This window comes from Streptococcus lishijunsis (assembly GCF_047290665.1).
GTDB lineage: Bacteria > Bacillota > Bacilli > Lactobacillales > Streptococcaceae > Streptococcus.
The window spans coordinates 1-21448 of record NZ_JBLBUC010000021.1; the positions used below are offsets into that span (position 1 = coordinate 1).

Consider the following 21448-nt stretch of genomic DNA (forward strand, 5'->3'; position numbering starts at 1 on the left):
CAGGTTGCTTAATATCTTTTATTATTTGACTGTCTACTTGACAGGGAGCCGTTCAGTACACCCTTAATTGGTTTTTTTTTATTTTCATGAGAAATAACCGTAAAGGTTATTGGCATGATGAATCACTCCCCAGCATTCTTAAAAAATAACTACGCTTCTTTTACAACTAGCTACACTGAAATTTTAAAAAGCATTTAAACGAAAAGTATGTTATAATTTTAAAGCTAGAGTTTAAGTAGAATGGAAGATAATGATGAATCCTTTATTAAGTGGTATGAATGATAAGCAAAAAGAGGCAGTTGAAACAACAGAAGGCCCTCTTTTGATTATGGCAGGAGCAGGATCTGGAAAGACACGTGTCCTGACACACCGCATAGCTTATCTCATTGACGAAAAATACGTTAACCCTTGGAATATTTTGGCGATTACCTTTACCAATAAAGCCGCAAGGGAGATGCGTGAGCGTGCTATGGTATTAAATCCTGCTACACAAGAGAGTTTGATTGCGACGTTTCACAGTATGTGTGTTAGAATTTTGCGTCGTGATGCTGATCATATTGGCTACAATCGTAATTTTACCATTGTTGATCCAGGTGAGCAGCGGACTTTGATGAAGCGGGTCATGAAGGAGCTTAATATCGATCCCAAACAGTGGAGTGATCGCGCTATTTTAGGGACGATTTCAAATGCCAAAAATGATTTGTTAGACGAGGTGGCCTTTGAAGCACAGGCCAGTGATGTTTATCGTCAGATTGTCGCGAAATGTTATAAAGCTTACCAAGCTGAGCTACGTCAATCAGAGGCTATGGACTTTGACGATTTGATCATGATGACACTGCGTTTGTTTGATCACAATCCTGATGTGCTAGCCTACTATCAACAACGCTATCAATATATCCATGTCGATGAGTATCAAGATACCAACCATGCGCAATACCAATTGGTCAAATTATTAGCCTCTCGTTTTCAAAATATTTGTGTCGTAGGAGATGCCGATCAGTCCATCTATGGCTGGCGTGGTGCTGATATGCAAAATATCTTAGACTTTGAAGAGGACTATCCTGATGCTAAGGTTGTTTTACTGGAGGAAAATTATCGCTCTACCCAGACTATTTTGAAAGCGGCTAATGACGTTATCAAGAATAATAAAAAACGTCGTCCTAAAAAACTATGGACACAAAACCAGGAAGGTGAGCAGATTGTTTATTACCGAGCAGATACGGAGACAGATGAGGCTGTTTTTGTAGCTGCTACCATTGATAATATTGTCAAAGAAATGGGGAAAGGTTTTAAAGACTTTGCAGTTCTTTATCGGACAAACGCGCAGTCACGGACTATTGAAGAAGCCCTTTTAAAATCTAATATTCCTTACACCATGGTTGGCGGTACGAAATTTTATAGCCGTAAAGAAATTAGAGACATCATTGCTTATTTAAATGTTATCGCAAACCCTTCTGATAACATCTCCTTTGAGCGTATCGTTAATGAGCCTAAGCGTGGAGTAGGACCAGGTACACTTGAAAAATTGCGTAACTTTGCAAATAGTCAAGGAGAGTCGTTGCTACAAGCTGCGGGAAATCCGCTTCTCCCTCTAAAAGGAAAGGCTGCACTTAGCCTTCATCAGCTCTCTGAGACCTTATCGGAGATTGATAAGGACTTGGATTCTTTGAGTTTGACAACTTTAGTAGAAACCATTTTAGAGCGTACAGGCTATCTAGAAGCGTTGAAATTACAAAATACTCTAGAGAGTCAAGCTCGAATTGAAAATATCGAGGAATTTCTATCTGTTACCAAGAAGGCTGATGACGAAAATAGTGTGGCTGATGATGAGTCTGGTCTGGAGCGTTTGGGGCGTTTTCTTAATGACTTAGCTCTGATTAGCGATACAGATGATGGTCAGACTGAAGTATCAGAGGTGACCTTGATGACCTTACATGCAGCAAAAGGCCTAGAGTTTCCAGTAGTCTTTCTCATTGGTATGGAAGAGGGAGTATTTCCGTTATCGCGCGCTAGTGATGATCCTGATGAACTGGAAGAAGAGCGCCGCTTGGCTTATGTCGGTATCACGCGCGCCGAAGAGTTGCTCTTTTTGACCAATGCTAATTCTAGAACATTATATGGGCGTAGTTCGCATAATCGTCCGACACGCTTTATTCGTGAAATTTCAGAGACCCTCCTTCAATTCCAAGGACATGCTCGTCCAACGACCTCCTCTTTTGGAGTGCGTTATACGCATCAAAAACAGACACAGTTTGGCGAGGGTATGAGCTTACAGCAAGCTCTGCAAACGCGTAAATCTAGTCAGAGGCGACAGACTGGTCCTCTTCCTTTTTCAGCACAAGCAGCTAAAGAGACAAAAGAGATTGATTGGCAAGTGGGAGATGTGGCTCATCATCGCAAGTGGGGTGACGGGACTATTATAGAGGTGACAGGTAGTGGTCAAACACAAGAATTAACGATAAGATTTGAAGAAGTAGGCGTCAAAAAACTCCTGGCAAGTGTTGCACCGATTACCAAAAAATAAAGGTATAGTTTAAAACTATACCTTTATGCGTTGAAAGAATATTAGGCAAGACTGGGAAAATAGGCTACAATTAAAGGCAAGAAAGAAAAGAAGAGGTTTGCCTATGACAGTTGAAGCAGCATTACAGATCTTAAAGAAAGCTCGTGTGATAGATTTAACGCATCCCATCAACGAAACGAGTCCACGTTTTCCTGCCTTACCAGCCCTTGAGAAAAGGGACGTCTTTACCCTAAAAGACGGTTTTCATGTACAAGAATTTCGTTTTGTGGGACAGTATGGAACACATATTGATGCGCCTAGGCATTTTGTAGAAAACGGCAGATGGCTTGATGATATTGGGCTAGAAGAGTTGTTGCTACCCTTATATGTCATTGACCTTTCTCAAGAAGTAGCTCAAAATCCTAATACAGAGTTAGGCGTAGAGGACATCGTAGCATTTGAAAGACGTTATGGAAAGATTCAAGAGGGAGCTTTTGTAGCGTTTCGTAGTGACTGGTCAAAACGTTGGCCCAATCAAGAGGCTATGCGTAATCTCAATGACTTGGGGCAGCAAGAAACACCAGGGTGGTCCAAGGAAGCAATTGCTTTTTTGGTCAAAGAGCGTCACGTTAAAGCATTGGGGCATGAGACACTGGACACAGATAGCGGTCAAAGAGCGGCCCAAAATGGTTTTTTAGATAATGAATATTATCTCTTAGAGCAGGGGATTTATCAGATAGAACTCATGGCACATTTAGATGAGGTGCCACCTACTGGCAGTATTATTGCTGTTAGTTTTCCTCACTTTGAAAAGGCAACTGGTTCGCCCGTTAGAGCAGTTGCTTATGTTGATAACTAAAAAAGCTGGAGAAATCCAGCTTTTTTTAGTCTTGACTTTCAAACAATTTGAGTGCGCGCTCAAAATAAGTTGTGTCTTTTTTGAGTTCTTTTTGTTTGTCGTTAAAGAGGTTTAATTCGTCCGTGATAACGCCATTTGTGGGACTAAGCAATATCTTGGTCATTAGAGTGTCATCATTAACCGTCCAGACATAAGTGTCTTTGCCTTGTTGCTCAGCAGACAGAGCAAAGATAGGATTAAAGGAAAATTCTTCCACGGCATAAAAATCAACAGGATAATTCGCAAGAGGCCCTATTTGTAGCGGAATCAAGTAGCCTGTGCTAATAGAGGGAGTTAGTCGTTCGACTTTTTCGATAACCTCTTTGTTTAAAGACATGACCTTATGGTGAGTCGCCTTTTCGGATTCAAGGACAGCTAAGAAACGCTCAACATAATCATCAGGTTCATGGCCATAAGGTTTGAGCTCAATCATAAGGGGCTGTCCAATCCTCTCAGCAGCACGGAGAAACTCTTCCAAACTAGCAATATGGCTACTAAAAGAACCTTGATGAATGGTGAGTTTTTGCAAGTCTTTGAGTGTCATCTGAGACACTGTCTTATCAATGCCAGCCAGTCGTTTGAGGTTATTATCATGAATAACGGCAAAGCGATTATCCTTAGTCATAACCACATCCATCTCTGAGAAGTCAGCTCCTTTCTGGTGAGCTGCTTGCAAGGCTTCGATAGAATTTTCGACGCCAGCTGTGACATCCCCGCGGTGAGCAATAAGCACCTCATCACTATTGTCTTGGACCAAGTAGATAGATAGGGCATTTCCTACAAGCCAAACTATACTCACCAGCATGACAAAACTAGAGGTGATGATACGATAACGCCGTGAAGTTGGTTTTTTAGTGGACTGAGCCAATGCCTCAGGTAAGGTCAGGTGTTTTGTTGCTTCGATAATGAATACAAACTTGACAAACAAAATAAAGATATATACCAAAAGAGATACTAAGGAATAAAAAAGGGTTGCCAAAGGCAGATTGTCTCCCCTACTATCAATCACGGCAAATAAAAGTGTAACACCAAGTAGTAATGCAGTGACGATGATAAAGCTAAGACTCGTCAATAAGATGATAAGTCCTAAACGTTTAAAGAGTTTAGAACCTTTACTTTCTTGCCAGCTAGCATAAAGTGCTTCTTTAGGTGTTTTATCAGTGATACCAAGTAGTGGTAAAAAGCTGATAAGTCTGATATTGAGGTAAGCTGTGACAAGTAAAATTGATGTCAACAATAAGGTCCCAGAGCTTGTTTTTAACAGTTCGTCATTGATGAAATTCGGAATTTTCAAATGTTCAAGAAGTGCTGAGCTAAAACCTAAATTATCTAAGGGAATCATCAGAATCAGATAAGCCAGCACAATAAAGGCTTGCCAACTAAAGAGTTGACGGAGTTTGGAAGGGAGACGCTTGAGTAGGATTTTTAGCGAATCTATATGCCAAAGGTCAGTGACAGCCAGTGTTAGCACGCTAAATTCAATGAGTAGAAAGCCACTAGCTAGGATGAGAAAAGCAAAGAGGCACAATAACGCAAGAGGTTCTTTAATGATAATTGCTAAGTTATCTTTGGTAAGTCCTGTAACGCCTGCAAATAAGAGGATACGATTAAAAAGGAATTGTAAAATCCCTTTAGCTATGAAGGCAAAAAGCGTGTAAAGGAAAAAACTAGCCGCAACAAAACGTTTTAGAGCTGGGAAATAATGATGATAGATTAATTGTAATGGATGTTTCATATCTTTATTGTAACATAGTTAATGTCTAGATACGAGATAAAGATTTGTAAGAGTTAGGAAGGATTGATAAAATTCTTCCCCTCATTACTTTGTTTAAATTGCTTACGGTATTGACTAGGCGTTAGGTGATAGTAACGTTTAAATTGACGGTTAAAATTGGAGAGATTGGTAAAGCCCACAAAGCTAGCAATATCAATAATAGCACGATTGGTATTAAGAAGTTCTTCGCAAGCCTTACTAAGTCGCACTTGAATGATAAACTCGGTGCAAGACGTTCCTGTTTGCTGCTTAAACACCGTCATAAAGTGCGTCTTACTATAGCCCATATAGTCCGCCAAATAATCAATAGAAAGCGCTTTAGCATAATTGCGATTGATGTGGTCAATCACGCGACGAATTTGGTGGTGCTTGCGATACGTATCGTCTGATACTTTTCGTGTGACATAACCGTGATGGTATAAAAGATAGGTTAATTCATTGAGATAGGCCTTGAGTAACAATTCAAAATGCAATTGTTCCTCTTGGACAAGCTCAAAGATCCGAAAGAGACAGTCTTTGATATCAGCATACCCATCATCTGTAGGTTTGATAACAGGTGTTAGCTTAAAGGTGCTAGCTTGCAAAGGTTGCAAGTACCTAAGACTGACTTGGTCAAGGATAGAGTAGCCGATCATATCTAAATGAAATTGAAAAGTGTGTGTGACATGACGTAGCTTGTCAATCGGATGAATAGAGTGCATCCCTCCAGGACGAATCAAAATAATATCACCCGCTTCACTATTAAAAAAATCACAATCGATATGATAGCGGGCACTACCGTCTTGGACAAAGTTAATCTCTAATTCTGGATGCCAATGAAACAGAGTATCAGGACGTCCATTCTCAACAGTCGTTTGATAGTATTGGTAAGGTAAGAGCTTCTTATTGCCCTTATGATTTATTTTTAGTGAATCAATCATAAAATCATCTCTTTTCTCTAAATCATATGATAGTATTATTATAGCAAATGATCAGGGATTTGTCTTGGGTGGATAATATTTCCGTTAGGTAACGGAAATATTATCCATTAACAAACGATGAGAATTTCGGTATAATAGTCGTATCAAATAGATTAGGGTTTCATTAAAATCCTAAAAGGAGGAATTAATATGGTAAAACGTGCGTTAATTATTTGTGCAGGAGGCATGTCTTCATCATTGATTGCCAAAAAAACCGCAGCCTTTCTAAAAGACGAGGATTATGTTGTGGAGATGGATGCAGTTGGTGTTCCCGAGGGTCAAAAACGTATCGATAGCGATGCTTATGATTTATATCTCATAAGTCCGCAGACAAAGATGCATTTTAAACAGTTAGAAAAAGCAGCTGCTAAAAAGGGAAAACCTATTGTACAGATACCACCTCAAGCTTATGTCCCTATTCCTATGGGGATTGAAAAAATGGCCAATTTAGTTCGAGAATATCTTTGATTGGAATCGAGCATCTGATTAAGATTGGAGGCAAAAGTGCTAGATAAACGCCAAAGACAGCTTGTTAAGTTATTAGAAGAGGTTGAGGAAGATTTTGTAAGCGCTAAATTATTAGCTGATGCACTTGGTTGTTCTGATAAAACTGTCAGAAATGACTTAAACAGGTTAGCTGATATGTTCCTAGAATATGAAGGGCTACAACTAATCCGTAAAAAAGGGAAGGGATATCAGCTGAAAGTTATCAATTCGCGTAGTTATCATATGTTTTTAAAAGATTACGGTTTAGCAATAGAGACTTCCTTGCCCAAAACGGTTATGACAGCAGATGATCGATATTATTATCTGTTAAATCGTCTCATTATTGAAGAAAAAGCATTGTTTTTTGATGATTTAGTAGAGGAGCTTTATGTTAGCCGCTCTACCTTATCTCATGATTTTAAAAATCTTCGTAAGGCTTTAGCCCCTTACTCTCTAAGAATTGAAAGCAAAGCTAATAAGGGTGTCTATGTTTGCGGATTAGAACGTGATAAAAGACGTTTTATCATGGATTACTTTCTTCAATCTGAGATTATGACTAGCTTTAATCAATATGTTGATAATCAGTTTTTGTCTCAATTAATAACACTTGAGGAGTTGACGATTATTGTTCTTGATGAATGTCGTGAACACGACATCTCTTTATCGGATTTTGTGATGTCAAATCTTGTGGTACATATTGCTCTAGCTACTAGGCGTGTTGCAGAAGGATTTGAGATCGCTTCGTTACCAGTTTTTCATGATTTATCTTCTTATCCAATCGAAAAAAAGACAGCATCTTGTATTTTAAAGCGTTTATCAGGAGTGACAGGTCTGGCATTTCCAAAAGAAGAAGTAGATTATGTTGCCCTGCATTTGATTTCCAAAGCTAATCACCGCAAAGCCTCCATCGCTCAGACATACAATGATAGGATACATCACGAGCTAAGGCATGCTCTAAGTCAGCTAAAGCCAGCTATTCAAGAGGATGCTCGCTTTTATCAAGGCGTCGTCGAGCACTTAGTGACACTGTTAATCAGGCTTGAACATCAAGCTACTTTAGAAAATCCTCTTAAACAGCAGATAATCAAGGAATATCAATCGATGTTTGATATAGCTGATAAGACAATGAGGTTGATGCCTAGTTTTTCAGATTATCATGTCACAGAGGATGAGATAGCGTACATTGCTCTACATTTTATGGCTGCAAGAGAGCGTTTAAAAGAAGAGCGCAAATACCGAGTGCTTGTCATTTGTGCGACTGGTTATGGAAGTGCACAGATGCTTAGAAGCCGTTTGGTTAAAGAGTTAGGAACTAGTATTCATATTGTTGATGTTATTGGTTATTATGAGATTTCAGACGAGAGATTAGAGGGGGTTGATTTTATTGTATCAGCTATTGATTTATCTCATGTCATCTTTTCAATGCCTGTTTTCCATGTTTCTATTTTTCTATCTGATATTGATATTACTCGTATTAAGGAAGGGATGAGACACTTAGAGCATTCTCAAGGGAGTTTTCAAGAAAACTCTTCAATACCTCAACCACTAACAGAAGTATTTGACCATTATTTTTCAGAAGATAGCTTTCATATTATGACAGATGATGTCTCAAAAGATGAACTATTGGAACAGCTGATTGCTTCGATTGCAGCAGGTGAGGAAGCAGATTTTATAAATCGTATGCGAAGTCTCATTGACCAAAGGGAGGCGATGAGTTCGGTATTATTTAGCTCCCATATGGCTATTCCTCACCCAATACATGCTTTGTCAGATAAGCATCGTATAGCTGTGGGTTTAATTAGAAACGGAGGTCTGAGGTGGGATGAGCAGCATCCAGAGGTGAACTTGATTTTTCTAACCTCTATGTCTGTTTATGATAACGAAGGATTAGCTGAAATTGCTAGTCAATTAGTCGATATTGCTGAAAATAAGCATTTACAAGAAAAAATACTAGCTTGCCAAACATTTTTAGAATTTAAGCAGTTATTTTTACAGTTAGAAAAGGGAGAAGAGATATGACGAGAGTAGAAGAATTACAAATGATCTCTTTTGATATTATTTTGCATTCTGGCAGTTCTAGGACTCTAGTACATGAAGCGTTTGAGGCAATGCGAGAGGGACGCTATACGTTTGCAGAGCAAAAGTTAGAAGAAGCTAATCAAGAGATACTGCTAGCACATCATGCACAAACGGCATTGTTGCAGGATTATGCTAGCGGTCATAACGTACCGGTGGATGTGATTATGCTACATGCTCAGGACCATCTCATGACAACAATGACCCTAAGAGAAGTTGCTTTAGAAATGTTAGAACTTTACAAATATGTGAAGCCTTAGAAAGAGGTGTTTTAGATGATAAGACAAAAAGCACCTTCTTCTCAAAATACAGAATGGTTGGAAAAACACCAATTGTTCTCACGGTATTTATTGTTTCGCTATAGTATAGCTCTCTATTTCTTTGCTAATATATATTGGCTGTTGATGCAGGTTTATCGGACAAGTTATTATATGTGGGGGATTTTAGTTTTGTTGGGAGTATTTGTATTAGCCGCATTTGAGCAACTAAAACTTTATCATCAAAAGCTACCCCATCTAAAATGGACAAAGTGTGCTTTTGTGAGTCAGTTAGTTGTCAATAGTGTAATCCTTTTGATAAGTATGTCACAGTATCAGTATAGACTAGCTTTCCCCATCTTATCAACTCAACTAACAGGACGATTTTTCATCGTTTTCTTGCAACTAATGAGCTACTTTGTCATTAGTTATAATCTGGTGCGAATTCATCAGATTGCACATCATAAAGACCGTTTTTATCGTTATGTTCAATCTAGTTCTAGACAGTCATAAAGGTTGAGCATTATCTTTTCAGATATGATTGGAGGTGTCCGATATGGACGAATCAAAAGGCTTCTTTGCCCTCTTAGACAAATACCTCATGGGACCTATGGGGACAATTGCACAATTTAAGGTGGTGCGTGCCATAACAGCCGCAGGGATGGCAGCTGTTCCCTTTACCATTGTAGGTTCTATGTTTTTGGTGTTCTCTATTTTACCACAAGCTTTCTCATTCTGGCCGATTGTGAGTGATATTTTTGCAGCTTCTTTTGATAAATTTACAGCACTTTATATGGTGGCCAATTATGCTACTATGGGATCTTTATCTCTTTACTTTGTTTTGTCGTTAGCTTATGAATTGACAAAGATTTATGCAGATGAAGAGGAACTTGACCTTAATCCTTTAAATGGAGCACTTTTAGCCCTATTTGCTTTTATTATGACCGTACCACAGATTGTTTTTGAAGATGGTATAATGAAAGCGCTTAGCTCTCTTGAAGAAGGTGCTGTGATTGCAGATGGTTGGAGTATGGCCAACGGTGTAACACGTTTTGGAACAACAGGCATTTTTACAGCTATTATTATGGCAGTTGTAACTGTCTTAATCTATCGTTTATGTGTTAAACATAATTGGGTTATTAAGATGCCTGAATCTGTACCTGAAGGGGTATCGCGGGGATTTTCAGCTCTAATACCAGGTTTTGTCGTAGCTTTTGTTGTTATTGGTATCAATGGTTGTTTGGTAGCTTTTCATACTGATATTTTTCAAGTAGTCTCTATTCCTTTTAGTTTTGTCTCTCAATTAACCAATACATGGTTTGGTCTTGTCATTATTTATTTCATTACACAAGCACTTTGGATTGTTGGTATTCATGGCGCTAATATCGTATTTTCCATCATTAGTCCAATCGCTTTAGCCAATATGGTTGCTAATGCAGACGGTGCAGATTTTATAGTTGCAGGTGAATTCTCAAATATGTTTGTCATTGCAGGAGGTTCTGGGGCGACATTGGGACTTGTGATTTGGTGTGCTTTTCGTGCTAAGTCAAGTCAATTGAGTGCTATTGGAAAAGCAGCCGTTGTTCCAGGTATTTTCAACATCAATGAACCATTGATATTTGGATTACCTATTATTTATAATCCTGCGCTAGCCATTCCTTTTATGCTGGCACCTATTGTTTCTATGAGTATTTATTACCTAGCCATGAAATTAGAGTTAGTTAATGCCGTTATTGCTCAAGTTCCTTGGCCAACTCCTATCGGTATTGGCGCCTTCTTAGGAACAGCTGATTTACGTGCCATTGTATTAGCCTTTATTTGCTCGTTTGCTGCCTTCCTTATTTATTGGCCATTTATTCGTCGTTATGACTCCCAACTCTTAAAGGAAGAAAATTCATAAGAACTTATACCTATGATTAGCTAAGACTAGTCATAGGTTTTTTGATGTTTTCAATCTTACAAAACTGTAAGACAAGAGTTTGGTTTTGTAAGTGTCAGTCTGATGTGAAAAAGTTATACTAGAGGAGAAGGTATAGAACTAGCTTTTTAGTAAAGAAGTTTCTATCGGAAAACGCTTGCGTTTTTGTTTGTTTTATTGTACTATATAGATAAGTCAATAAATGCTATATTTTAGGAGGGTATCATGAGACAAAAAAGGAAAAAAACATGGAAGTTTTGGACTTCTCTTGCTTTAGGAGTTGCTCTAGTCGGTGGAGGGGCTTCTTATCTCTTTTTGAACCAATCATCATCTAAGGAAGCGCAAGCAGAGACTATACTAGTTCAAAAAGCAACGGAAGGCTCACTAGCTTCGTCAACATTGCTATCTGCAACAGTCGCTGCAGACAGCGAACAATACGTTTATTTCGATGCCACTAAGGGAGATTTAGAGAGTGTTCTAGTTAATGTTGGTGACCAAGTAGCCAGTGGGCAAGCTTTGGTTCAATATAAGAGTATAGACGCTCAGACAGCTTATGATGCTGCTGTGCGTAATATCAATAAAATTGATCGTCAGATTACAGAGTTAAAGACTAATGGCGTGATAAGCAGTGTACAGACGACAGATGGGAGCGACGACACAAGTGCGACTTACAATGCTCAACGCAGCTATAACGCTCAAATGAGTGATTTGCAAGATAGTCGTGCAACAGCAGTGGATGAGATGAATAAAGCCCTAGCTCAACTGAATGCCACTACCGTTTTAAGCAACATCGAAGGTACTGTTGTCGAGGTCAATCGTGATGTGTCAAAATCAGCAACAAGCACTGCGCAAACACTTGTTCATATTGTCGGAAATGGTAATCTACAAGTTAAGGGAGATTTGTCAGAGTATAACTTAGCCAATATCAGTGTTGGTCAGGAAGTGAAGATAAGCTCTAAAGTCTATCCTGACCAAACATGGACTGGCAAAATCAACTTCATCTCAGATTATCCTAAAGAAGAGCAAGCTAGCGCAGCTAATAATCAACAATCGGGCGCTAAATACCCTTTCAAAGCGGAAATCACAAGTGATATTGGTGCGCTTAAACAAGGCTTTTCAGTGAATGTTGAAGTCAATAGCCCTAATCAGTCCATCCTTGTCCCACTAGAGAGTGTTGTCACTGAAGGAGATAAGAATTATGTTTGGACGATTGATGACCAAGGTATGGCTAAAAAAGTAGAAGTGACTTTAGGAAATGCAGATGCCAAAAGTCAAGAAATCACGTCAGGCTTGAGCAAAAATACTCGCCTTATCACCAATCCATCTACTACATTGAAAGACGGTAAAGAGGTGACAGACTATGAAAACCTTGATTAGTTTAGAGCATATCCACAAAAGCTACCAAAATGGCGAGCAGACCCTAGATGTCTTAAAAGATATTAGCCTAGAAGTCAATGAAGGGGATTTTCTAGCCATTATGGGACCATCTGGCTCAGGAAAATCCACGCTCATGAATATTATCGGTATGCTAGATAGACCTAGTGAAGGTGCTTATTATCTGGATGGACAAGACGTGGCTAATCTGTCGGAAAAAAAGCTGGCTCGTGTCAGAAATCATCAGATTGGTTTTGTCTTTCAGCAGTTTTTCTTGCTGTCTAAGCTCAATGCCTTTCAAAATGTGGAATTGCCACTTATCTATGCTGGTGTGTCTCCTCTAAAGCGTAAACAACTTGCTGAGCAATTTCTTACTAAGGTCGAGTTAGAAAGCCGTATGCATCACTTACCGTCTGAACTATCTGGTGGTCAAAAACAACGTGTGGCGATTGCGCGTGCCTTGGTTAATAATCCGTCTATCATTCTAGCAGACGAGCCGACAGGGGCACTTGATAGTAAGACGGGGGCGCAGATTATGGAGCTTTTGACCGAACTTAATCAAGAAGGAAAAACCATTATCATGGTAACTCATGAACCTGAGATTGCTGACTATGCTAAGCGTGTCATCGTGATTCGTGATGGTGTTATCTCATCTGACCGACAGAAAGGAGAGTCACATGCAGAATATTAAATTTGCCCTAAACTCCATTATCGGTCATAAAATGCGTTCTTTTTTAACCATGCTAGGTATCATTATTGGAGTGGCTTCTGTTGTCGTAATTGTTGCTTTAGGGAGCGGTTTAGAGCAAGGTTTTACGAGTCTAGCAGGCTCAGATAGGCAAAATATGACCCTGACGTATTCGCCAACAAAAAGTCAAGATGGTGACGGGATTTTGAGCACAGAAGATTTAGAAGCCCAAGCTGAAAGCCAAGAAGTTGTGGACGGTACAGAGCCAACTATTCAAGAAGCTTGGCTTCAACAAATTGTCAAAGATGTTGATGGGATTGACTCTTACTATGCAACTAATAACTCGACAGCAACTGTCAGTGTCGGCTCACGAAAAGTGGATAATATCAATTTAACAGGTGTCAATGATACTTACTTTGCCGCTAAATCATACAAAGTGTTAGCAGGAAGGCTTTTGAATGAGAAAGATTACCGTTCTTTTTCAAGAGTGGTCTTACTAGACCAAAAGTTAGCAGAAACCTTATTTTCAAGTGCTGATAAAGCTTTAAATCAAATTATCACGATTGGGAGCAATAACTATCGTGTCGTAGGGGTTTATAGTGACCCTGACGCTGAAAAATTTGCCGCTTTTCTCTCAGGAAGTGGTAATGCTATCCTAGCTAATACTCAGCTGGCTGCAGAGCTTAATCTACCAGAAATTGCTAGTGTCACTGTTCACGCTAAAAGTCTTGATAATACTCTAGAAGCTGGTAGCGAGGCGGCACGTCGCTTGACGCAGCTCTCTAATGCTCAGGGGGAATATCAGGTTTTTGATACAGAAAGTCAGCTTGCACAAATCAGAAGTCAAATACTTGTCTTTCAACTTGTCTTTGGTGCTATTGCAGGGATTTCACTTTTAGTTGGTGGTATTGGGGTCATGAATATCATGTTGGTATCTGTGACAGAGCGTACCCGTGAAATCGGCTTACGAAAAGCTCTTGGTGCGACTCGTGCTAATATTTTAATGCAGTTTGTTATTGAGTCTATCGTTTTGACCTCTATTGGCGGTGCTATTGGGCTGACTATCGCTTATGTGATAGTAGCTTCTATTGGACATTCACTAGATGCCGTCTTTTTAGGACCGCCTGTCGTTACAATGACCTCAGCTCTAGGAAGCTTGCTCTTTTCAGCCTGTGTCGGTATCGTCTTTGGCTTTTTACCAGCCAATAAAGCTTCCAAATTAGACCCTATTGATGCGCTACGATATGAATAATCACTCATAACCCTTTGGTTTTACCAAAGGGTTATTTATATCTAGGCACTTCTATAAGCTTAAATCATATGTCTTTTTACCTGCTAGTGCTCAAGCGCATTATATGATATAATAAAGCTTTAAAATAATAGAAAGATTTGAGGGAAATTTTCCCAAAGAGGTATTAGTGTTATGTCTCAATCTTACATTACGGTTGTGGGAGCTGGATTAGCTGGTTCTGAAGCGGCTTATCAGATTGCTAAAAGAGGTATTCCTGTCAAATTGTACGAGATGCGTGGTCCAAAAGCGACTCCGCAACATAAGACCGATCAATTTGCAGAATTAGTCTGTTCCAACTCTCTAAGAGGTGACAGCTTGACCAACGCTGTGGGCTTGTTAAAAGAAGAAATGCGACGCTTAGATTCTATTATCATGCAAGCTGCTGAAAAGACGCGAGTTCCTGCAGGTGGTGCCTTAGCTGTTGACCGAGATACGTTTTCACAAATGGTGACAGATATTATCAGCAATCACCCTCTTATTGAGGTCCATAGAGAGGAAATCACAGAGATTCCTGATGATTCGATTACCATTATTGCTACTGGTCCTCTAACCAGCGACAGCTTGGCTCAAAAGATTCACGCTTTAAATGGTAGTGATGGTTTTTACTTTTATGATGCGGCAGCTCCGATTGTTGACAAGTCCAGCATTGACATGGACAAGGTCTATCTTAAATCCCGCTACGATAAAGGAGAAGCAGCATATTTGAACTGTCCTATGACTAAGGAGGAATTTTTAGCCTTTCATGAAGCGCTGATAACAGCAGAAGAAGCCCCTCTAAATAGTTTTGAAAAAGAGAAATATTTTGAAGGGTGCATGCCTATTGAGGTTATGGCAAAGCGTGGCGTTAAAACCATGCTATATGGTCCTATGAAACCGGTCGGGCTAGAATATCCAGATGATTACAAAGGGAAACGTGATGGCGATTTTAAGACACCTTACGCTGTCGTTCAACTTCGTCAAGATAATGCTGCTGGGTCTCTTTACAATATCGTTGGTTTTCAAACCCATCTCAAGTGGGGAGAACAAAAGCGTGTTTTTCAGATGATTCCTGGTTTAGAAAAGGCTGAGTTTGTCCGTTATGGTGTCATGCATCGCAATTCCTATATGGACTCGCCAAATCTCTTGACGCAGACGTTTGCTACCCGTCAAAATCCCAATCTCTTTTTCGCAGGACAGATGACTGGTGTGGAAGGCTATGTTGAGTCTGCTGCTAGTGGTTTAGTCGCTGGTATCAATGCTGTACGTCGATTTAAAGCAGAAGAAGAGCTTGTCTTTCCTCGTACAACAGCTATTGGAAGTCTCCCTTACTATATCACACATACTGAAAGTAAACATTTCCAACCAATGAATGTCAATTTTGGTATTATAAAAGAGTTGGATGGTCCACGTATCAGAGATAAAAAAGAGCGGTATGAAAAATTAGCAGAGCGCGCTTTGCGTGATTTAGAGCCTTATTGTTCAGTCTAAACGATAAATAACATTTTCTATGATTAGCTAGACGGCTAATCATAGATTTTTTATGAAAGCATAATATTACATAATTATATTTTTGTTATATATGACTCTTACAAAAATGTAAGAGTGCCCAGCTAAACTGTAAGTCAGAACACTTGCTAAATACGATATACTAGAGATGTTATTAAGTAAGGAACAAGGAGATAAGATATGTTATTAGATATCAATCATTTAGAAAAAATCTATCGAACACGTTTTTCAAAAGAAGAGACACGTGCCCTTCAGGATGTTAGCTTTAGCGTGGAAGAAGGGGAGTTTATTGCTATTATGGGAGAGTCGGGCTCTGGTAAGACAACTCTACTTAATATCTTAGCGACATTAGAAAAGCCTACAAAAGGCGCTGTCCGTTTAAATGGACAAGATATTACCCAAATCAAGGAGAGTCAATTAGCTAGCTTTCGCTTGCACAATTTAGGCTTTGTCTTTCAGGAGTTCAATCTCTTAGACAGTCTGTCAGTAAGAGATAACATTTTTTTGCCTCTTGTTTTAGATCGTAAATCACATCAGGAAATGGAAGCTAGACTGAGCCATTTAGCACCGCAACTGCATATTGAACAACTCCTCTCAAAGCGTCCATTTGAACTTTCTGGAGGTCAAAAACAGCGTGTCGCTATTGCTCGTAGCTTGATGACAGAGCCTAAGTTACTTTTAGCTGATGAACCGACAGCTGCACTTGACTATCGAAATTCTGAGGATTTATTGGGCTTATTTGAGGATATCAATACATTAGGGCAGACCATTTTAATGGTCACGCACTCAGCCAATGCCGCTAGCCATGCACGACGGGTTCTGTTTATTAAAGATGGACGTATTTTTCACCAGCTCTATCGAGGCAATAAAACGGCCAATGCTTTTAGTAAAGACATTTCACTGACCATGGCAGCCTTGCTAGGAGGTGAGTAGGATGTTCTACCTTAAATTAGCTTGGAATAATGTTAAGAAAAGCTTATCAACCTATGCCCCATTTTTATTAGCGAGCTTGCTACTATACTCTTTAACCTGCTCTACGCTTTTGATTTTATTAAATCCTTTAGCAGCTGATATGGGCGTAGGAACAACGCCTGTGGCGCTGGGTGTTGTCGTCCTTATCATCTTTTCTATTATCATGGAGCGCTATAGTTATCGTATTTTACTCAAACAGCGTAGTCGTGAATTTGGTTTATACAATATTTTAGGGATGACTAAAAAACAAGTAGCTATCATAGCGACGTATGAATTAGGACTTATCTTTATCGCTTTAAGCTTATTAGGAGCCCTCTTTAGCGCCGTCTTTGCAAAATTTATCTATCTTATTTTTGTCAATGTGACACACTATCATGACCTAAACTTGCAGCTAATTCCTCTGCCTTTTCTAATTAACACGGTCATTTTTGCAAGTATTTTTATCGTTTTATGGTTGACAGCGCTAGCTCATATCAAGCGTACATCACCTCTAGCGCTTTTCCGTCATAAGGAAAAAGGCGAAAAAGAACCACGAGGAAATGTTTTGATGGCTCTGCTTAGCGTCATCGCTATTGCAATTGCCTATTACTTATCCATCAGTGCAGACAGTCAAGGTGCTTTAGCAGTCGTTTACCGCTTCTTTATTGCAGTGTTATTAGTCATATTAGGGACGTATCTTTTCTATATTAGCTTTATGGCTTGGTACCTAAAGAGATTGCGTGCTAATAAAGCTTATTATTATCAACCAAATCATTTCATTTCTGTTTCTCAGATGATTTTTCGGATGAAGCAAAATGCTGCTGGATTAGCTAGTATTAGCCTACTATCTGTTATGGCTTTGGTCACAATTGGGACAACGGCCTCTTTATATAGTAATAGCCAAAATATGGCTAACCAGTTGTTTATCAAAAATACACAAGTTTCCTATTATCCAGATAGTCTAGAAAATGGTGACACGCCAGATGAGCTTTTCCAAAAAGAAGTCCTAGATAAGGTCGGCAAAACAAAAAACGATTCTATTAGATACAATTGGATGATGGCCCCCATTAGTTTGACTAAAGATGCCAAAGGAACATCTGTATCAGAAGATACATTTGCTAATTTGAATCCTAATACGGTTATGTTTCTTTATATTGTTACGCAAGATGAATTTAAACAACTAGGCAATAGTATTGAAACACTAAATGATAATCAAGCCTTACTTTGGGCACCTAAGAGAGCGCCGCAACTAGACTCGATTGACTTTTTTGGAACTAGGTATGACGTCATCTCTCATTTGACGCAAGCCACCTTCCCAAATGCTGTGAACACCATTGATGCTGGGATATTAGTATTAGCAAACCAAAAAGAAGTTGATAAGATTTATCAGTCCTATGTTGCCTATCAAGATCAAGGATATGGTGTGACGCGTGGGTATGAAGCCTTTATTGATTTAACATCATCTCAAGTAGCTCGTATTTCAGACGAAAAGGCCTCAGATAACCAAAAAGAGAAACAAGGAATTATAACGACTAGAGATGAGATGATGAGTAATCTCTATCAACTATTTGGTGGTTTACTCTTTACTGGATTCTTATTAGGCTTTAGCTTTTTATTGGGTATTGCTTTGATTATTTATTACAAGCAATATGCTGAAGGGCATGAAGACCAAAAAGCCTATCGCATTCTTCAAGAAGTTGGCATGAGCCAAAAGCAAGTCAAACAAACCATCAATTCCCAAGTCATTCTCTTTTTCTTTATGCCATTAGGCATTGCGACTTTGCACTATATCTTTGCTCTTCCATCGCTAAAAGAGATGCTTTTGTTGTTTGGTGTTACAGATAGTGGTTTGGTGTATATTGTATCAGCTGTCACCGTAGCCGTTATTAGTTTGATTTACTATTTTATCTATCGCTTTACTAGTCGTGTTTATTACACCATTATCGAACGTTAAAAACAGCTCCTAGGGGCTGTTTTTCTTGCTTAAAAATAGAGCTTTAAATAATGCTTTATGCTAAAATAGAGACTAGGAGGAAGTTATGACAAGTCGTATTTTCATTGTCGAAGATGATGTAACTATTTTAAATTTATTAAAACAACATTTAAAACAGAGCTATGAAGTAGGCAGTGTATGCAATTTTAGAGATGTCGCCAGAGAAGTCGAAGCCTTTGAAGCTGACTTGGTCCTGATGGACATTACCCTGCCTTATTACAATGGGTTTTATTGGACAACACAATTACGCCAACGACTATCTGTGCCTATTATTTTCATCTCATCCAGTGATGATGAGATGGACATGGTTATGGCACTGAATATGGGAGGTGATGATTTTATTTCAAAACCCTTCTCTCTCCCTATTCTAGAAGCTAAAATCAATGCTTTTTTAAGACGTGCTCAACAATTCTCCAGAGACGATAACTATCAGTTAGATGAATTCAGTCTGAGCCGCGACGGCGTATTGACAAATGCCAACAAGCAAGAAGTGACTTTGTCTCCTACTGAACTTAAGATTTTAGTGGTCTTATTTGAGCGAGTCAATCAGCTTGTGTTAAAGGAAGATTTGCTCGAAAGGTTATGGGAAAATGAGAGTTTTATTGATGCTAACACCCTCAATGTTAATATGACACGGCTACGCAAAAAAGTGGCTCAAATCGGTTTTACAAGGATTCATACAGTTAGAGGGGCGGGGTATATTTTAAAATGATATTAGCTTATCTGAAAGAATATGTAGTTTGGTATAGTCTTTATGCACTGATGTATCTATTATTTTTACTCAACTTTATTCTGTATCATTTGCCTATGGCTTATTTTCTAAATAGCCTCGCTCTTAACCTTGTTGTTTTAGCTATTGTGAGTGCCTGGCGTTACTATCATTTTCGTCAAAAATACCTAGCGGTAACTTACTTTCAAGAAAGCACAGATTTAGAAGAACTGGATTCTCCTAGCGATTTACTTTACCGTAAGGCTCTACTTGCTGTGGAGACCAAAGCTAGCCAGCAACTCTCAGAGATGAACTCTAAAGAGCAGAAACTCAAAAACATCATTAAGATGTGGTCACATCAAATGAAGATTCCCATTGCTGCTATATCACTCATGGTGCAGACCAATACCATCTCTTCTCAAGATCTGAGACAACAACTTATTCGGCTAGAACATTATTTGGATAATTTGTTGAATTATATCAAATTTAATCAACATCAAGACGATTTTCGTTTTGAGATGGTGTCTTTGCGTCAGTGTAGTGTAGAAGTGGTCAAAAAATACCGTGTCCTATGTTTAGCTAAACAAATTTCAGTGACAATTGATGGGGATAGCTGGGTTAAGACTGATAAGAAATGGTTGAGCTTTGCTCTATCTCAATTATTGGACAATAGCATTAAGTATTCTCCCAATAATAGCCAGATTACGATAACTATTCGTGATAAGCGGATCACTATATCTGATAATGGTATTGGCATACTAGAAGAAGATATCCCCCGTTTGTTTGACGAGGGATTCACAGGATATAATGGTCATGAGGATAAAAAAGCTACAGGGCTAGGACTTTACATGACTAAGCAGGTATTGGATAGCTTACATTTTACTATTCATGTCGATAGTCAGGTGAATAAAGGGACACAGATCACTATAAGCCACCATTAACTACATTAATATAATTATGTAAACAATTTAGAGTTTATCTAGAGCATTTTTCTGCTCATCGTTGACAATATGAGTATAGAGGTCTGTCACTTGAGTAGAAGCGTGTCCTAATTGGTGACTGACCAAAACTTGAGATTTGGTTTGGTCGTATAGCCGTGTTGCAAGAGTATGTCTGAGTTTGTGGGGGGTCACACGCACTTTAAACCCTTGCGAGTATTTAGCTACTAACTTTTCAACGCTAGAAGCATCAATGCGATTAGGGACACCTCTATATTCTGATAAAAACAGCGCAATATCTGTCTTTTCTGCCTTATAGCGCTGTTGACGAATCGCAAGATAATGTTCAAGATAGGGTTTAGCAAAGGTTGCGATATTGACACTATCTTGTTTTCCACCTTTACGCGTGACATCGACCACCATCATATTGATGTTTAGATCAGCTAGGTTGAGATTGACAGCTTCAGAGAGACGAAGCCCAGAAGCGAGCAGTAGAGCGATAATAGCTAAATCACGTTCTTTATTTTTGATGAAGAAGGAGTGGGCGCGTTTGGATAAGGTTTGTGCATATTGCTGCTCGATATAATCTAAAAATGCTTTGGTTTCATCACCTAAAAATAACTTTTGTTTAATATGTTCAGCTCTAGCTGCAAGTGTTTCGCGCTTTTTTTGAGTAGCCACTTTTTTTATGACATTACGATAGAAGTAGGGCTCACCATTGGCATCCTCGACCTCTTCCGTTAAGTATTTAAAAAGGCTGGATAAAGCAGATAGCGTGCGGTTGATAGTCGTTTGGGAGACCCCTTTTTGGGTATGATTGGCATTTAATAGGGGGCGTTCACGCAAATAACGGATAAAGGCTTCCAAGTCTTTTTTTGATAATTGTTCGAGTGTTTCTAAGTCAATGTCAGCAATTTTTTGACATTTTGCAATATCTGAGATGATCAGCCATTCAAAAAAACGTCTATATTCTTTAAGATATTCATATAAAGTTGTAAAACTATACGGTACCGTTAATTTGGATTGGTAATAATCCAAGACATACCATGGCATGAGTGTTTTTAGTTCCTCGATTTTTTCTAGTAATAAATCACGTCGCATAAAAATTTTCCTTAATTAATTATAAGTTATCTTAAAGTAGTATATCA

18 protein-coding genes are annotated in these 21448 nt (G+C 38.9%); 15 read left to right on the plus strand and 3 right to left on the minus strand.

Features of this window, described 5'->3' with window-relative positions:
- The first annotated feature begins 253 nt into the window (after positions 1 to 253).
- Both pcrA and ACLN19_RS07605 read left to right on the plus strand, forming a co-directional pair.
- Entirely contained in the window at positions 254 to 2524 is a 2271-nt protein-coding gene (gene pcrA / locus ACLN19_RS07600) for a DNA helicase PcrA (RefSeq protein WP_413385024.1), read from the plus strand.
- Between the two features lie 103 nt (positions 2525 to 2627).
- Positions 2628 to 3362, plus strand: a complete 735-nt coding sequence (locus tag ACLN19_RS07605; RefSeq protein ID WP_413384964.1) for a cyclase family protein — start codon at positions 2628 to 2630, stop codon at positions 3360 to 3362.
- Between the two features lie 25 nt (positions 3363 to 3387).
- Here the strand turns inward: ACLN19_RS07605 and ACLN19_RS07610 are convergent, their stop codons facing one another.
- The gene (locus ACLN19_RS07610) at positions 3388 to 5136 is read right to left on the minus strand and encodes a glycerophosphoryl diester phosphodiesterase membrane domain-containing protein (RefSeq protein ID WP_413384966.1); all 1749 of its coding nucleotides are present in this window, start codon (positions 5134 to 5136) and stop codon (positions 3388 to 3390) included.
- A gap of 53 nt (positions 5137 to 5189) precedes the next feature.
- Positions 5190 to 6095, minus strand: a complete 906-nt coding sequence (locus ACLN19_RS07615; RefSeq protein WP_413384968.1) for a helix-turn-helix domain-containing protein — start codon at positions 6093 to 6095, stop codon at positions 5190 to 5192.
- A 189-nt stretch (positions 6096 to 6284) separates the two neighbouring features.
- Between ACLN19_RS07615 and ACLN19_RS07620 the strand changes: the two genes are divergently transcribed.
- The 13 genes from ACLN19_RS07620 (at position 6285) to ACLN19_RS07680 (ending at position 20303) form a co-directional block, all read left to right on the plus strand.
- Positions 6285 to 6602 carry a PTS cellobiose transporter subunit IIB gene (locus ACLN19_RS07620; RefSeq protein ID WP_413384970.1) on the plus strand — a complete coding sequence of 106 codons (318 nt, stop codon included), beginning with the start codon at positions 6285 to 6287 and terminating at the stop codon, positions 6600 to 6602.
- 36 nt (positions 6603 to 6638) lie between these two features.
- Positions 6639 to 8639: a BglG family transcription antiterminator gene (locus tag ACLN19_RS07625; RefSeq protein ID WP_413384972.1), complete on the plus strand. Its 2001-nt coding sequence runs from the start codon at positions 6639 to 6641 to the stop codon at positions 8637 to 8639.
- Positions 8636 to 8956, plus strand: coding sequence for a PTS cellobiose transporter subunit IIA (locus ACLN19_RS07630; RefSeq protein WP_413384975.1), 321 nt, complete (start codon positions 8636 to 8638; stop codon positions 8954 to 8956). The genes ACLN19_RS07625 and ACLN19_RS07630 overlap by 4 nt, the downstream gene beginning before the upstream one ends.
- A gap of 15 nt (positions 8957 to 8971) precedes the next feature.
- Positions 8972 to 9466 (plus strand): hypothetical protein, encoded by a 495-nt coding sequence (locus tag ACLN19_RS07635; protein WP_413384977.1) that lies wholly within the window; start codon positions 8972 to 8974, stop codon positions 9464 to 9466.
- A 43-nt stretch (positions 9467 to 9509) separates the two neighbouring features.
- Positions 9510 to 10853 (plus strand): PTS cellobiose transporter subunit IIC, encoded by a 1344-nt coding sequence (gene celB / locus ACLN19_RS07640; protein ID WP_413384980.1) that lies wholly within the window; start codon positions 9510 to 9512, stop codon positions 10851 to 10853.
- Between the two features lie 243 nt (positions 10854 to 11096).
- Complete coding sequence (locus ACLN19_RS07645) at positions 11097 to 12248, plus strand: efflux RND transporter periplasmic adaptor subunit (protein ID WP_413384982.1); 1152 nt, start codon at positions 11097 to 11099, stop codon at positions 12246 to 12248.
- Entirely contained in the window at positions 12232 to 12936 is a 705-nt protein-coding gene (locus ACLN19_RS07650; RefSeq protein WP_413384985.1) for an ABC transporter ATP-binding protein, read from the plus strand. Before ACLN19_RS07645 ends, ACLN19_RS07650 begins: the two co-directional genes overlap by 17 nt.
- On the plus strand, positions 12923 to 14185 hold the full coding sequence (locus tag ACLN19_RS07655; protein WP_413384987.1) for an ABC transporter permease: 1263 nt from the start codon (positions 12923 to 12925) through the stop codon (positions 14183 to 14185). Before ACLN19_RS07650 ends, ACLN19_RS07655 begins: the two co-directional genes overlap by 14 nt.
- A 171-nt stretch (positions 14186 to 14356) precedes the next feature.
- The gene (trmFO, locus tag ACLN19_RS07660; RefSeq protein WP_413384989.1) at positions 14357 to 15691 is read left to right on the plus strand and encodes a methylenetetrahydrofolate--tRNA-(uracil(54)-C(5))-methyltransferase (FADH(2)-oxidizing) TrmFO; all 1335 of its coding nucleotides are present in this window, start codon (positions 14357 to 14359) and stop codon (positions 15689 to 15691) included.
- 198 nt (positions 15692 to 15889) lie between these two features.
- A complete protein-coding gene (locus ACLN19_RS07665; RefSeq protein ID WP_413384991.1) occupies positions 15890 to 16642 on the plus strand; it encodes an ABC transporter ATP-binding protein in 753 nt (250 codons plus the stop codon).
- A gap of 1 nt (position 16643) precedes the next feature.
- Entirely contained in the window at positions 16644 to 18614 is a 1971-nt protein-coding gene (locus ACLN19_RS07670) for an FtsX-like permease family protein (protein ID WP_413384994.1), read from the plus strand.
- Between the two features lie 85 nt (positions 18615 to 18699).
- On the plus strand, positions 18700 to 19365 hold the full coding sequence (locus ACLN19_RS07675) for a DNA-binding response regulator (RefSeq protein WP_413384997.1): 666 nt from the start codon (positions 18700 to 18702) through the stop codon (positions 19363 to 19365).
- Positions 19362 to 20303, plus strand: coding sequence for a sensor histidine kinase (locus ACLN19_RS07680; RefSeq protein ID WP_413385001.1), 942 nt, complete (start codon positions 19362 to 19364; stop codon positions 20301 to 20303). The genes ACLN19_RS07675 and ACLN19_RS07680 overlap by 4 nt, the downstream gene beginning before the upstream one ends.
- A 27-nt stretch (positions 20304 to 20330) precedes the next feature.
- Here ACLN19_RS07680 and xerS read toward each other — a convergent pair whose 3' ends face one another.
- Positions 20331 to 21401: a tyrosine recombinase XerS gene (gene xerS / locus ACLN19_RS07685; RefSeq protein ID WP_413385004.1), complete on the minus strand. Its 1071-nt coding sequence runs from the start codon at positions 21399 to 21401 to the stop codon at positions 20331 to 20333.
- Between the last annotated feature and the right edge of the window lie 47 nt (positions 21402 to 21448).

Coding starts and splice junctions, on each gene's coding strand:
- ACLN19_RS07615 (WP_413384968.1), bottom strand. CDS start 6,095: ATGATTGATTCACTAAAAATAAATCATAAGGGCAATAAGAAGCTCTTA.
- ACLN19_RS07605 (WP_413384964.1), top strand. CDS start 2,628: ATGACAGTTGAAGCAGCATTACAGATCTTAAAGAAAGCTCGTGTGATA.
- ACLN19_RS07610 (WP_413384966.1), bottom strand. CDS start 5,136: ATGAAACATCCATTACAATTAATCTATCATCATTATTTCCCAGCTCTA.
- ACLN19_RS07650 (WP_413384985.1), top strand. CDS start 12,232: ATGAAAACCTTGATTAGTTTAGAGCATATCCACAAAAGCTACCAAAAT.
- ACLN19_RS07635 (WP_413384977.1), top strand. CDS start 8,972: ATGATAAGACAAAAAGCACCTTCTTCTCAAAATACAGAATGGTTGGAA.
- ACLN19_RS07675 (WP_413384997.1), top strand. CDS start 18,700: ATGACAAGTCGTATTTTCATTGTCGAAGATGATGTAACTATTTTAAAT.
- ACLN19_RS07630 (WP_413384975.1), top strand. CDS start 8,636: ATGACGAGAGTAGAAGAATTACAAATGATCTCTTTTGATATTATTTTG.
- trmFO (WP_413384989.1), top strand. CDS start 14,357: ATGTCTCAATCTTACATTACGGTTGTGGGAGCTGGATTAGCTGGTTCT.
- celB (WP_413384980.1), top strand. CDS start 9,510: ATGGACGAATCAAAAGGCTTCTTTGCCCTCTTAGACAAATACCTCATG.
- ACLN19_RS07645 (WP_413384982.1), top strand. CDS start 11,097: ATGAGACAAAAAAGGAAAAAAACATGGAAGTTTTGGACTTCTCTTGCT.
- pcrA (WP_413385024.1), top strand. CDS start 254: ATGAATCCTTTATTAAGTGGTATGAATGATAAGCAAAAAGAGGCAGTT.
- xerS (WP_413385004.1), bottom strand. CDS start 21,401: ATGCGACGTGATTTATTACTAGAAAAAATCGAGGAACTAAAAACACTC.
- ACLN19_RS07665 (WP_413384991.1), top strand. CDS start 15,890: ATGTTATTAGATATCAATCATTTAGAAAAAATCTATCGAACACGTTTT.
- ACLN19_RS07620 (WP_413384970.1), top strand. CDS start 6,285: ATGGTAAAACGTGCGTTAATTATTTGTGCAGGAGGCATGTCTTCATCA.
- ACLN19_RS07655 (WP_413384987.1), top strand. CDS start 12,923: ATGCAGAATATTAAATTTGCCCTAAACTCCATTATCGGTCATAAAATG.
- ACLN19_RS07670 (WP_413384994.1), top strand. CDS start 16,644: ATGTTCTACCTTAAATTAGCTTGGAATAATGTTAAGAAAAGCTTATCA.
- ACLN19_RS07680 (WP_413385001.1), top strand. CDS start 19,362: ATGATATTAGCTTATCTGAAAGAATATGTAGTTTGGTATAGTCTTTAT.